This window comes from Lysobacter gummosus, from assembly GCF_001442805.1.
GTDB lineage: Bacteria > Pseudomonadota > Gammaproteobacteria > Xanthomonadales > Xanthomonadaceae > Lysobacter > Lysobacter gummosus.
Window position 1 is genome coordinate 2,413,226 of sequence record NZ_CP011131.1, and the last position, 12,863, is coordinate 2,426,088.

The 12,863-nt window shown below is 66.0% G+C and carries 9 protein-coding genes and 1 tRNA gene; all 10 read left to right on the forward strand.

Translation table 11 applies throughout. The features are described 5' to 3' along the window. Nucleotides 1-136: 136 nt before the first annotated feature. A complete protein-coding gene (gene nuoN, locus LG3211_RS10045; RefSeq protein WP_057942718.1) occupies nucleotides 137-1,582 on the forward strand; it encodes an NADH-quinone oxidoreductase subunit NuoN in 1,446 nt (481 codons plus the stop codon). Nucleotides 1,583-2,033: 451 nt separating this feature from the next. Then, nucleotides 2,034-2,110: transfer RNA gene (locus tag LG3211_RS10050), tRNA-Met, on the forward strand. 296 nt (nucleotides 2,111-2,406) lie between these two features. Next, on the forward strand, nucleotides 2,407-3,024 hold the full coding sequence (gene rimP, locus LG3211_RS10055; RefSeq protein WP_057942719.1) for a ribosome maturation factor RimP: 618 nt from the start codon (nucleotides 2,407-2,409) through the stop codon (nucleotides 3,022-3,024). Between the two features lie 68 nt (nucleotides 3,025-3,092). After that, entirely contained in the window at nucleotides 3,093-4,580 is a 1,488-nt protein-coding gene (gene nusA / locus LG3211_RS10060) for a transcription termination factor NusA (RefSeq protein WP_057942720.1), read from the forward strand. 212 nt (nucleotides 4,581-4,792) lie between these two features. Further along, on the forward strand, nucleotides 4,793-7,432 hold the full coding sequence (gene infB / locus LG3211_RS10065; RefSeq protein WP_057942721.1) for a translation initiation factor IF-2: 2,640 nt from the start codon (nucleotides 4,793-4,795) through the stop codon (nucleotides 7,430-7,432). Nucleotides 7,433-7,541: 109 nt separating this feature from the next. Then, nucleotides 7,542-7,949 carry a 30S ribosome-binding factor RbfA gene (gene rbfA / locus LG3211_RS10070; RefSeq protein ID WP_057942722.1) on the forward strand — a complete coding sequence of 136 codons (408 nt, stop codon included), beginning with the start codon at nucleotides 7,542-7,544 and terminating at the stop codon, nucleotides 7,947-7,949. A 370-nt stretch (nucleotides 7,950-8,319) separates the two neighbouring features. After that, nucleotides 8,320-8,754: a GlcG/HbpS family heme-binding protein gene (locus tag LG3211_RS10075; RefSeq protein ID WP_057942723.1), complete on the forward strand. Its 435-nt coding sequence runs from the start codon at nucleotides 8,320-8,322 to the stop codon at nucleotides 8,752-8,754. Next, nucleotides 8,738-9,667 carry a tRNA pseudouridine(55) synthase TruB gene (gene truB / locus LG3211_RS10080; RefSeq protein ID WP_057942724.1) on the forward strand — a complete coding sequence of 310 codons (930 nt, stop codon included), beginning with the start codon at nucleotides 8,738-8,740 and terminating at the stop codon, nucleotides 9,665-9,667. Before LG3211_RS10075 ends, truB begins: the two co-directional genes overlap by 17 nt. A 316-nt stretch (nucleotides 9,668-9,983) precedes the next feature. Next, entirely contained in the window at nucleotides 9,984-10,244 is a 261-nt protein-coding gene (gene rpsO / locus LG3211_RS10085; RefSeq protein ID WP_057942725.1) for a 30S ribosomal protein S15, read from the forward strand. 258 nt (nucleotides 10,245-10,502) lie between these two features. Next, on the forward strand, nucleotides 10,503-12,611 hold the full coding sequence (pnp, locus tag LG3211_RS10090; RefSeq protein ID WP_057942726.1) for a polyribonucleotide nucleotidyltransferase: 2,109 nt from the start codon (nucleotides 10,503-10,505) through the stop codon (nucleotides 12,609-12,611). Nucleotides 12,612-12,863 lie beyond the last annotated feature (252 nt).

Consider the following 12,863-nt stretch of genomic DNA (forward strand, 5'->3'; position numbering starts at 1 on the left):
CGCGATAGAGAAGTGAGTGGAAGCGAGCAGTGGGGAACGAGTTGGAAGCGCGATCACCGCGGCTCACTTCTCGCTTCTCTCCACTCGTTCCTAGAGCAAGGCTCGAACAGGGCCGGATCCGCCAAGAGATTCACCAATGAACATGCCCGTTAGATCCTTCGCCGACGTGATGCCCCTGCTGCCCGAACTGGTGGTCGTCGTCGGCGCGTTCGCGCTGCTGATGCTCGATCTGTTCGTCGAGGAGCGCAATCGCATCATCTCCCACGTGTTCTCGATCGTCGTGGTCGCTCTCGCCACCGCGCTGGTCGCGTTCGACGTGGGCGGGCAGGGCACCGTGCTCAGCGGCATGTTCGTACGCGACACCGCCGCCGACGTGCTCAAGCTCGCCATCGGCGTGGTCGGCATCCTCTCGTTGATCTACACCTGGCCTTACCTGCGCGCGCGCAACCTGTACAAGGGCGAAGTCGGCGTGCTGATGTTGTTCGCGATCGCCGGCATGATGTTCCTGGTGTCCGCCGGCAGCCTGACCATGGTCTATGTCGGCCTGGAAATGCTCGCGCTGTGCTCCTACGCGCTGGTCGCGGTGGATCGCGACAGCCCGTTGGCCTCGGAAGCGGCGATCAAGTACTTCGTGCTCGGCGCGCTGGCCTCGGGCCTGCTGCTGTACGGCCTGTCGCTGATCTACGGCGCCACCGGCAGCCTGATGCTGGACAAGATCGCGCTGGCCGGCTCGGTCGGCCCGTCCTCGCTGATGCTGATCACCGGCGTGGTGTTCGTGGTCGCCGGCATCGCGTTCAAGTTCGGCGCCGCGCCGTTCCACATGTGGCTGCCCGACGTCTACCAGGGCGCACCGACCCCGATCACCTTGTTCATCGGCGCCGCGCCGAAACTGGCCGCGTTCGGCATGACTTACCGCCTGCTCGAAGTCGGCGCCAACGGCCTGGACAGCCACTGGCGCCTGCTGCTCGCCGGCCTTGCGGTGCTGTCGCTGGCGATCGGCAACCTCAGCGCGCTGATGCAGACCAATCTCAAGCGCCTGCTCGCGTATTCCACCGTCTCCCACGTCGGCTTCCTGTTCCTGGGCATGGCTGGCGGCGGCGCGCAGGGTTTCGCCGCCTCGATGTTCTACGCGATCAGCTATTCGCTGATGACGGCCGCGGCCTTCGGCGCGATCATCGTCATGTCCAGCCGCGGTTTCGAAGCCGACCAGATCGACGACTACAAGGGCCTCAACGCGCGCAACCCGTGGATGGCCGGCATGATCCTGTGCGTGATGGCCTCGCTGGCGGGCCTGCCGCCGTTCCTCGGCTTCTGGGCCAAGCTGGCGGTGCTCAAGGCCGCGCTGCAGGGCGACATGCTGTGGCTGGCGATCGTCGGCATCGTGTTCGCGGTGGTCGGCGCGTTCTACTACCTGCGTGTGATCAAGGCCATGTACTTCGACGAACCCGAGGGCAAGTTGCCGGCGCCGAGCGAGGACCGCCCGCTGCGCATGGTGTTCGCGGTCAACGCGCTGGGCCTGCTCGCGCTGGGCATCGTCTGGAATCCGATCATGGAGTGGTGCCAGCGCGCTTTCATGATCTGAGCGCGTCGTCATCGCTGCAGCGTCATCGAGGGCCGGCTTATGCCGGCCCTTCGCTTTTGCGGCGTGCGCTGCGCGCAGCGGCGGGCTTGCGCTTGAATTCCCGGCAACCGGCGCGGATTCGCCCGCGCGGCGCGCAGCGGCGCTCGGACCGCTGATCGTCGCGCCTGCGCGAGCAGCTCCCGTCGCGCCGGCGCAGCTGGGAGCGGGGGCGGGATTTGAACCTGTGCGACAAAGTTTTCAGCCGGATCTGACATTCAATCGCACGCATTCATGAAAAAGACTTGAAATATTTTGAATACGGCATAAGATTGCGCACCTGCGAACGATCAACGTTTTCCTCCGGGGAAACAGCCGGGAAACCGGAGATTTTTCGAAGCGGTAAGCGGCAATCACGAAACATCGATTGCAGGCTTGCAGTAAGTTCCGCCGGCCGTTATGATGGTCGGCCTGATGCGGGGTGGAGCAGTCTGGCAGCTCGTCGGGCTCATAACCCGAAGGTCGCAGGTTCAAATCCTGCCCCCGCTACCAGCTTCGGCTGGTCGATGGAAAGCCTCTAAGGAGGCTTTCTTTTTTGGCCGCCAAGCTCGGGCTTTGTGATCGCGCTCTGCTCGCGCGAACACACCGAAATCCAGTTGTACGGACAAGGGGCCCGATGGGCCCCTTGTTGTTTTTGTTATCCGGAAAACCGGATTTTTCAGTAAACAGCGGTTTTCGCGTGGTACGGCGGTCGGATTGCGATCGTTGCGATGCCTGGCGGAAAGCTCGCGGAAACATGGTTTGACGAAGATGGTCAGGCCAGTCGCAACCCTCAGGAGTTCAGGCGCGTGACGGACAAGGCAACGCAAATCGCCGCATTGCTCGCCCCGACGGTGGAGTCGCTGGGCGTGGAATTGCTTGGCATCGAATATCTGCCGGCTCCCGGCAATGCAACGCTGCGCATCTATATCGATGTGCCGGCCTCGGAATACGAAGCTACGCCCGAAGGCGAGCAGCCGCGCTCGGTCTCGATCGAAGACTGCGAAGCGGTCAGCCGCGAAGTGTCGGCGCAGCTCGACGTCGAAGACCCGATCAGCAGCAACTACACGCTGGAAGTGTCGTCGCCGGGCATCGACCGCCCGTTGTTCACGCTCGATCATTACGCGCGCTTCATCGGCGAGACCGTCAAGGTCGGCCTGAAGCTGCCGCACGAAGGCCGCCGCCGTCTGACCGGGCAGATCCTTGCCGTCGAAGGCGAGCAGGTGGTTTTCGCGGTCGAAGGCGCGCCCGACGAAGGCCGTTTCGTCGTGCCGTTCATGAATATCGACAAGGGCCGGATCGTGCCGGACTGGGCCGCGCTGGGTTTCGCGCCGACCAAGCCCGGCCAACCGGCCGACACGGGCCGCATCAAGCCCAAGGACAAGCCTTCGAAGCCGCCCAAGCGGCGCGCTTCGAAGAAAAAGTAATTTGAATCTGACGCCTATTACCAACCCGAATAGCCGGCGGCGCGAGCCGACCCGTGCGGAGTGACGAAATGAGCAAGGAACTGTTGCTGGTGGTGGACGCAGTCGCCAACGAAAAGGGCGTACCGCGCGAGGTCATCTTCGAGGCCATCGAGGCCGCGCTGGCTTCGGCCGCGAAGAAGCGCTACCACGACGAAGACGTGCTGGTGCGCGTCAGCATCGATCAGAAAGACGGCAGCTACGAAACCTTCCGCCGCATGGAAGTGGTGGCCGACGACGTGGTCATGGAATCGCCGGACCGCCAGATCCGCCTGATGGACGCCGTCGATGAGGTCGAAGGCGTGGAAGTCGGCGACTACATCGAAGAGCAGATCGAAAACCCGGATTTCGGCCGTATCGCCGCGCAAGCCGCCAAGCAGGTCATCGTGCAGCGCGTGCGCGAAGCCGAGCGCGCGCAGGTGGTCGATGGCTGGAAGGATCGCGTCGGCGAGCTGGTCACCGGCATCGTCAAGCGCGTTGAGCGCGGCAACATTTACGTGGACCTCGGCGGCAACGCCGAAGCCATCATTCCGAAGGACAAGGGCATTCCGCGCGACGTGCTGCGCGCCGGCGACCGCGTGCGCGGCTACCTGTTCGACGTGCGCACCGAGCCGCGCGGCCCGCAGCTGTTCATCAGCCGCGCCGCCCCGGAATTCATGATGGAGCTGTTCAAGCTGGAAGTGCCGGAAGTCGGCCAGGGCCTGGTTTCGATCAAGGCCTGCGCGCGCGATCCGGGCGACCGCGCCAAGATCGCCGTGCTCGCGCACGACAACCGCACCGATCCGATCGGCGCCTGCATCGGCATGCGCGGTTCGCGCGTGCAGGCGGTGTCGAACGAACTCAACGGCGAGCGCGTGGACATCGTGCTGTGGTCGGACAACCCGGCCCAGTTCGTCATCAACGCGATGGCGCCGGCCGAAGTGCAGTCGATCATCGTCGATGAAGAAAAGCATTCGATGGACCTGGCCGTGGCCGAGGACCGTCTGGCCCAGGCGATCGGCAAGGGCGGCCAGAACGTGCGTCTGGCCAGCCGCCTGTCGGGCTGGCAGCTCAATGTGATGACCCAGGACCAGGTCACCGCCAAGTCCGAAGCCGAGCAGACCGCCGCGCGCCAGCTGTTCCAGGACAAGCTGGAAGTGGACGAGGAAATCGCCGGCATCCTGGTTTCGGAAGGTTTCAGCACGGTCGAGGAAATCGCCTACGTGCCGGTCGGCGAGCTGCTGGCGGTGGAGGGCTTCGACGAGGACATCGTCGAGGAACTGCGCGCCCGTGCCCGCGACGCCCTGCTCAACGAGGCGTTGGCCGCAGAGGAAGAGCTCGACGAGCACCAGCCGGCGGCCGATCTGCTGTCGCTGGAAGGCATGGACGAGGCGCTGGCCTTTACCCTGGCTTCGCGCGGCGTGGTCACCCGGGACGACCTTGCCGACCTGGCCACCGACGAGTTGACCGATATCGAAGGCGTGGACGAGGAACGTGCCGCCGCCCTGATCATGGAAGCGCGCAAGCACTGGTTCGAATGAGGTGACACGAGTCGCAAGAGGCCCGGCGAGGCGTCTTGCGGCAAACCGGGATTCGGCCCTGGGCCGGCCCCGGATTCGCAGGATCGGGCATCGGCCCGGTCCGCGGGCAGGCCGAGATGGCTTGCGCGAGCCGGTGCAGGGGCGCGCGCGGAGCTAGAATGGCGCCATCACGCGCGGGATGCGTCCCGCGCCAAGAGGACACGGAAAACCGAATGTCGCAGCAAACCACCATCCGCAAGCTGGCCGAACTGGTGAACACGCCGGTCGAGAAGTTGCTGGAACAGCTGGCCGAGGCCGGCATGAAGTTCAGCGGCCCCGACCAGGTCGTGACCAGTATCGAGAAAGTCAAGCTGCTCGGCTTCCTTAAGCGCTCGCACGGCAAGGCCGACAAGCCTGTCGAAACCGACGACGCCGCGAAGAAGATCACCCTCAACCGCAGCCGCAAGCAGGAAATCACTGTCGGCGGCGGCAAGCACAAGACCACGGTGGATGTGGTCGTGCGCAAGAAGGTGACCCTGGTTCGCCCGAACGAGCCGGCAGGCTCCGGTTCGCCGGACGACGAGCGCGCGGAAATCCTGCGCAAGCTCGAAGAGTCCAAGCAGCGCAACCTTGCCGAGCAGCAGCGCCTGGCCGCCGACGACAAGCGCCGCGCCGACGCCGCCGATGCGGTGCGTCTGGCCGCGGAGGAAGCCGCGCGCGCCAAGGCCGAGGAAGAGCAGAAAGAAAAGCTCGCCGACGCCAGCGCCATCGTTCCGAGCACGGACGACGCGCCCACCGCGACCGCGGTGCGCAAGCCGCCGGCCACGCACGGTCACGGCCATCCCAAGCCGCCCGCGCCGGCCGCGCCTGCGCGCGTGGATCACAACGCTCCGCGCAACAAGACCCGCGGCTCGCACGCGATGGTCGCCGGCGTGGAAGACGACGATGCGGCCAACCGCTTCGCCGGCCAGTTGCACCTGAGCCCGTCCGACCGTGCCCGCCGCACCACCAATTCGCGCGGCAAGGGTGGCAACCGTCCGCAGCAGCGCCGCCAGTCCGAGCAGTCGCGTTCCGGCGGCGGCCAGCACGGCTTCTCGCGCCCGACCGCGCCGATCGTTCGCGAAGTCGCCATCGGCGACACCGTGACGGTCGCCGATCTGGCGCAGAAGCTCGCGCTCAAGGGCGGCGACGTGGTCAAGGCGCTGTTCAAGATGGGCGTCATGGCGACCATCAACCAGAGCATCGACTTCGACACCGCCGCGCTGGTGACCGAGGAACTCGGCCACACCGTCGTGCGCACCAACGCCAACGCCGCCGAGGACGCGCTGATCGCGCACGCCGAGGAAGTGCAGGGCGACAAGGTCGCGCGTCCGCCGGTGGTCACGATCATGGGCCACGTCGATCACGGCAAGACCTCGCTGCTGGATTACATCCGCCGCACCAAGGTCGCTTCCGGCGAAGCCGGCGGCATCACCCAGCACATCGGCGCGTACCACGTCGAAACCGCTCGCGGCGTGATCAGCTTCCTCGACACCCCCGGCCACTCGGCCTTCACCTCGATGCGCGCGCGCGGCGCCAAGCTGACCGACATCGTGGTGCTGGTGGTGGCGGCCGACGACGGCGTCATGCCGCAGACGAAGGAAGCCGTGCAGCACGCCAAGGCGGCCGGCGTGCCGCTGATTGTGGCGATCAACAAGATCGACAAGTCCGGCGCCGACCCGCTGCGGGTCAAGAACGAACTGCTGGCCGAGGAAGTGGTCGCGGAAGATTTCGGCGGCGAGACCCAGATGGTCGAACTGTCGGCCAAGACCGGCGACGGCGTGGACGATCTGCTCGACGCGATTTCGCTGCAGGCCGAAGTGCTGGAACTCAAGGCGGTTCCGATCGGCCGCGCCATCGGCACGGTGATCGAGTCCTCGCTCGACAAGGGCCGCGGCCCGGTCGCGACCGTGCTGGTCCAGCAGGGCCAGCTCAAGAAGGGCGACTACCTCGTGTGCGGCGTGCAGTACGGCCGCGTGCGTGCGCTGTTCGACGAAACCGGCCGTCAGGTCGAGTTCGCCGGCCCGTCGATTCCGGTGCAGGTGCTCGGCCTGTCGGGCGTGCCCGATGCCGGCGACGACTTCGTCGTGGTCGAGGACGAGCGCCTGGCCAAGGACGTGGCGCAGCAGCGCGACGCCAAGCGCCGCGAATCGCGCCTGGTCGCCGCCGCCGGCAACCGCATGGAAGACATCATGGCCCAGATGGGCAAGGGCGAGGGCCAGCTGAGCCTCAACCTGGTCATCAAGGCCGACGTGCAAGGTTCGGTCGAGGCGCTGCGCCAGGCCCTGGTCGCGCTGTCCAACGATCAGATCCGCATCAACGTGATCAGCTCGGGCGTCGGTGGCATCACCGAGTCCGACGCCAACGCCGCGGCTACCGCCAAGGCCACGGTGATCGGCTTCAACGTGCGCGCGGACGCTTCGGCCCGCCGCATCATCGAAGGCAACGGCGTGGATCTGCGTTACTTCTCGATCATCTATGACGTGATCGATCAGGTGAAGCAGGTGGCGTCGGGCATCCTCGGCGTGGAAATCCGCGAAGAGATCATCGGCATCGCCGAGGTTCGCGACGTGTTCCGCAGCTCGAAGTTCGGCGCGGTCGCCGGCTGCATGGTCGTGGAGGGCGTGGTCAAGCGCTCCAAGCCGATCCGCGTGCTGCGCGACAACGCCGTGGTCTTCGAAGGCGAGCTGGAATCGCTGCGTCGCTTCAAGGAAAACGTGGACGAAGTGCGCAACGGCACCGAGTGCGGCATCGGCGTGAAGGCGTACAACGACGTCAAGCCGGGCGACCAGATCGAGTGCTTCGAGCGCATCGAGGTTCAGCGCACGCTGTAAGGCCGGGATTTGGGATTGGGGATTCGGGATTCGCAAAAGCGAGTCCCGGATCTTTTCGAAGCCCCGCTTTGCTTGCTCTACCAATCCCGAATCACGAATCACGAATCCCATGCCTAGTAGCAAATCGTTCCACCGTACCGACCGGGTCTCGGCGCAGTTGCGCCGCGAGCTCGGCAAGATCGTGCACGAAGCCGTGCGCGAGCACGGCCTGCCGTCGGTCAGCGTGTCCGACGTCGAGGTTTCGCGCGACCTGGCCCACGCCAAGGTCTTCGTGACCGCGCTGCAGCCCGAGCGCTCGCTTGAGGCGGTCAAGGACCTCAAGGAGCTCGCTCCGAACCTGCGTTACCAGCTCGGCAAGGCGATGAAGCTGCGCCATGTGCCCGAGCTGCATTTCCATTACGACGACTCCGTGGACCGCGGCGAAAGCATCGACAACCTGCTGCGCGATCACCCCGATCTGGAAACCCGCGCCGACGAAGGCGGGAGCGAAGACGGCGAGGGCGGCAAGCCGGAGTGATCGGTGGCTTCGCCGGTCGGGCTGCATAAGCGTCCGATGTGGGCGGCCGATGGATGGCCGCGGCAGTGATCGACCAGGGCCGTAGCGGCGACCTGTCGGGGTTTGTGTAGGGAGCTCGGTGATCCGAGTCGGGGCTGAAGCCCCACCCACAACCAACCTCGTGGCTTAGACGTCTTTTGCAGGAGGGGCTTCGGCCCCGATTCGAAACCGCACCCGCGACGACAGCCCGGCAGCTCCCGCATACCCGCGCCCAGCCGAGCGGGACTACCATCCGGCCGATCGCCATCCCCGTTTGCCCCCGAATTTCCGCAAACCCGCGCCACCGGCCGCCGTTCGCGCCGCCGTCTCTTCTTCTCCCAGGAGCCCTCGCATGTCCACGCTGCCCCCGCGTTACGGCGCCCCGATTTCGTTCGCAACCGCCAGCCGGGTCATGCGCGCCGCGCAGGCGCGGGCCGAGCGCGAAGGCTGGCCGATGGTCATCGCCATCGTGGACAGCACCGGTCACCTGGTGATGCTTCACAAGCTCGATCAGGCGCAATATGGGAGCATTCCCGTGGCCCAGGCCAAGGCCGAGACGGCAGTGAAGTTCCGCCGCCCGACCAAGGTGTTCGAAGACGCGGTCGCTGCCGGCGGATTGGGCATGCGATTGCTCGGCATGGACAATCTGTTGCCGTTGGATGGCGGGCTGCCCCTGATCGTGGGCGGCGAGGTGATCGGTGCGATCGGCGTGTCCGGGATGCAGTCGGTCCAGGACGCGCAAATCGCGCAGGCAGGAGTGGACGGCTTGCTTGAACACGACGCGTAAACGCAATTGGCGCAACGTCGACGGCTTGTTGCTGCTCGACAAACCGCAAGGCCTGAGTTCCAACCAGGCCCTGCAACAGGCGCGCCACCTGTTCCGCGCCGAAAAGGGCGGGCACACCGGCAGCCTGGACCCGCTGGCGACCGGACTGCTGCCGCTGTGCTTCGGCGAGGCGACCAAGATCGCCGGCCTGCTGCTCGGCGCGCGCAAGGCCTACACCACCACCGCCGTGCTTGGCCTGACCACCGACAGCGACGATGCCGACGGCGCGCCGCTGCTCGAACGCCCGGTGCCCGAGCTCGACGACGCCACCATCGAAGCCGCGCTCGCGCCCTTGCGCGGAGCGATCCGCCAGCGCGCGCCGATCTATTCCGCGCTCAAGCAGGGCGGCGAGCCGCTGTATGCCAAGGCCCGCCGCGGCGAGGCCATCGAGGCGCCCGAGCGCGACGTGATCGTGCATTCGCTGGCCCTGACCGGCCGCGACGGCCCGCGCCTGGAACTGCACGTGGAATGCGGATCGGGCACCTACGTGCGCAGCCTGGTCCGCGACCTGGGCGAAACCCTCGGCTGCGGCGCCCACGTCAGCGTGCTGCGCCGGCTGTGGGTCGAGCCGTTCATGCAGCCGCGTATGGTCACCCTGGAGCAACTGCGCGAACTGGCCGCACAGGGCAACGATCTGGCGCTGGACGCCCATCTGCTGCCGATCGAAGCGGGCCTGAGCGAATTCGCCCGAGTCTCGATCGACGCCGCCTCCGCCCATCGGCTGGGCCAGGGCCAGGCGGTCACGTGCGAAGAGGGCGAGGCCGGGCTGGTGGCGATCTTCGGCGAAGCCGGCCGCTGCCTGGGCCTGGGCCTGCGTCAGGCCGAGGGCCGCCTGCAGCCGCAGCGGCTGTTCCGCTGGGCGGCGCAGGGCTGACAAGCGCCGAGGGTGGGCTAACTGGGCCAGCGGCAGCGGCTCAAGCAGCCAGCTGAACAGCGCGCTCAGCCATCGATTACGTGCCGCCCGGGCCGGGCACGGATCGCCGATCCGCACCGATCCAAGGTCGCAATCGTCGTCGCGGGCTGTTACAATTCCGCCGCTTTTCAAGCACTTCGCCCAAGGCCATCGGTTCGGGCGATGCTCGTACGGCAATCCTCACTTAAAGCAAGCGGCGGGCCAGGCGGTGCGTCGGGGCGGAAATTCCGCGACCGATTCGCTTCTGCGGGCCCCGCATCTACAGAGAACATAAGTCATGTCGATCGACACCAGCAAGGTAATTGAAGACAACAAGCGCGGCGCCAACGACACCGGTTCGCCGGAAGTCCAGGTCGCTCTGCTGACCGCTCGCATCGAGCAGCTCACCGGCCACTTCAAGCAGCACAAGCAGGACCACCACAGCCGTCGCGGTCTGCTGATGATGGTCAACCGCCGTCGCAGCCTGCTTGATTACCTCAAGCGCAAAGACGGCGAGCGCTACAAGGCCCTGATCGAGAAGCTCGGTCTGCGCCGTTAATCGGACACCCAACCGCGGCGCAGCGATGCGCCGCGGTTTGTTTTGGCGGACATGAAAGTTCCGCAGGCGGTGCAGGAAGCACTGCCGCCAGCGACGGTACGCGAGCGCGACCGTCGAACTGGATGGGCCCCACGGCCTCGTGCGACGCAGCGCCGGATTGCGCGCGAAACGCAACAAACCTCAGGTCGCTGCGCCGGCGGCCGACCGGAGCGGGGCAAGGGCCCCGACCGGAACGCATAGATACCGAAGGAACCCAACGTGGCAAAAATTACCAAGACCTTCCAGTACGGCAACCATCAAGTGACCCTGGAGACCGGCGAAATCGCCCGTCAGGCCGGCGGCTCCGTGATCGTCAAGATGGACGACACCGTACTGCTGGTGGCAGCCGTCGCCGCCAAGAGCGCGCGCGAAGGCCAGGACTTCTTCCCGCTCACCGTGGATTACCAAGAGAAGTTCTACGCCGGCGGTCGCATCCCGGGCGGCTTCTTCAAGCGTGAAGGCCGTGCGACCGAGAAGGAAACGCTGATCTCGCGCCTGATCGACCGTCCGATCCGTCCGCTGTTCCCGGAAGACTACAAGAACGAAGTCCAGATCATCGCCACGGTGATGTCGATGAATCCGGAAGTCGACGGCGACATCCCGGCGCTGATCGGCGCGTCCGCCGCGCTCGCGCTGGCCGGCACGCCGTTCCAGGGCCCGATCGGCGCGGCCAAGGTCGGTTACAAGAACGGCCAGTACCTGCTCAACCCGACCGCGACCGAGCTGCTCGATTCCGAGCTCGAACTCGTCGTCGCCGGCACCTCCAACGCGGTGCTGATGGTCGAGTCCGAAGCCAAGATGCTGTCCGAGGAAGTCATGCTCGGCGCGGTGATGTTCGGCCATCGCGAACTGCAGAAGGTCATCAACGTCATCAACGAGCTCGTCGTCGAAGCCGGCACCAAGCCGTCCTCGTGGGAAGCTCCGGCTAAAAACAATGCGCTGATCGGTGCGCTGAAAGAAGCGGTGGGCGACCAACTGACGCAGGCCTTCATGGTCCGCGACAAGCTGCAGCGCCGCGACGCCATCGGCGCGATCAAGAAGGACGTGCTGCAGAGCCTGACCGGCCGCGCCGAAGCCGAGGGTTGGCAGAGCGCCGAGCTGTCGAAGGAATTCGGCGAGCTCGAATACCAGACCATGCGCAACTCGGTGCTCAGCACCAAGGTCCGCATCGACGGCCGCGCCCTCGACACCGTGCGTCCGATCGCCTCGCGCGTCGGCGTGCTGCCGCGCACCCATGGCTCCTCGCTGTTCACCCGCGGCGAGACCCAGGCCATCGTGGTTGCCACGCTGGGCACCGCGCGCGACGGTCAGATCATCGACGCGGTCTCGGGCGAGTACAAGGAACACTTCCTGTTCCATTACAACTTCCCGCCTTACTCGGTCGGCGAATGCGGCCGCATGATGGGCCCGAAGCGCCGCGAAATCGGCCACGGCCGCCTCGCCAAGCGCGGCGTGCTGGCGGTGATGCCGACGATGGAAGAGTTCCCGTACACCATCCGCATCGTCTCGGAAATCACCGAGTCCAACGGTTCCTCCTCGATGGCTTCGGTCTGCGGCAGCTCGCTGGCGCTGATGGATGCCGGCGTGCCGATCAAGGCGCCGGTCGCGGGCATCGCGATGGGCCTGGTCAAGGAAGACGATAACTTCGTCGTCCTGTCCGACATCCTGGGCGACGAGGATCACCTCGGCGACATGGACTTCAAGGTCGCCGGCACCGCCACGGGCATCTCGGCGCTGCAGATGGACATCAAGATCCAGGGCATCACCGAAGAGATCATGAAGGTGGCGCTGGATCAGGCCAAGGCCGGCCGTCTGCACATCCTCGGCGAGATGGCTCACGCTCTCACCGAATCGCGCACCGAGCTGTCCGAGTACGCGCCGCGTCTTCTGACCATGAAGATCCATCCGGACAAGATCCGCGAAGTGATCGGCAAGGGCGGTTCGACCATCCAGGCGATCACGAAGGAAACCGGCACCCAGATCGACATCCAGGACGACGGCACCATCGTCATCGCTTCGGTCAACGCCGCCGCCGCGCAGGCCGCGAAGGCGCGCATCGACCAGATCGTGTCCGACGTCGAGCCGGGCCGCATCTACGAAGGCAAGGTCGCCAAGATCATGGACTTCGGTGCGTTCGTGACGATCCTGCCGGGCAAGGACGGTCTGGTCCACGTGTCGCAGATTTCCAACGAGCGCGTCGAGAAGGTCAGCGACAAGCTCAAGGAAGGCGATCTGGTCAAGGTCAAGGTGCTGGAAGTCGACAAGCAGGGCCGTATCCGCCTGTCGATGAAGGCCGTGGAAGAAGGCGAGGGCGTCGCGGCCGAGTAATCGCCGCGCGCATCGTTGGATTTTTGAAAAAGCGGGCTTCGGCCCGCTTTTTCTTTGTGCGGGTTTCCGATGGGCCCGCGCCGAAAAAGCGGCGCAGTCGTTCCGGTCGCGTCGGTGTGGCTGGCCGCCTTCCGATCAACCGGGCCAGGCCCGCTTGCGCTTGCTCGCCGTTCTTCCCGGCGCCCCATCCGGCCCGTGGCGCGACCGCTTCGATCGCAGCCGCTGCGCAGCCGCCGGCGATCGACCCGTCTT

Excerpts from the sequence above, each read along its gene's own strand:
- nuoN (WP_057942718.1), top strand. The coding sequence starts at position 137 with ATGAACATGCCCGTTAGATCCTTCGCCGACGTGATGCCCCTGCTGCCC.
- nusA (WP_057942720.1), top strand. The coding sequence starts at position 3,093 with ATGAGCAAGGAACTGTTGCTGGTGGTGGACGCAGTCGCCAACGAAAAG.
- infB (WP_057942721.1), top strand. The coding sequence starts at position 4,793 with ATGTCGCAGCAAACCACCATCCGCAAGCTGGCCGAACTGGTGAACACG.
- rbfA (WP_057942722.1), top strand. The coding sequence starts at position 7,542 with ATGCCTAGTAGCAAATCGTTCCACCGTACCGACCGGGTCTCGGCGCAG.
- LG3211_RS10075 (WP_057942723.1), top strand. The coding sequence starts at position 8,320 with ATGTCCACGCTGCCCCCGCGTTACGGCGCCCCGATTTCGTTCGCAACC.
- rpsO (WP_057942725.1), top strand. The coding sequence starts at position 9,984 with ATGTCGATCGACACCAGCAAGGTAATTGAAGACAACAAGCGCGGCGCC.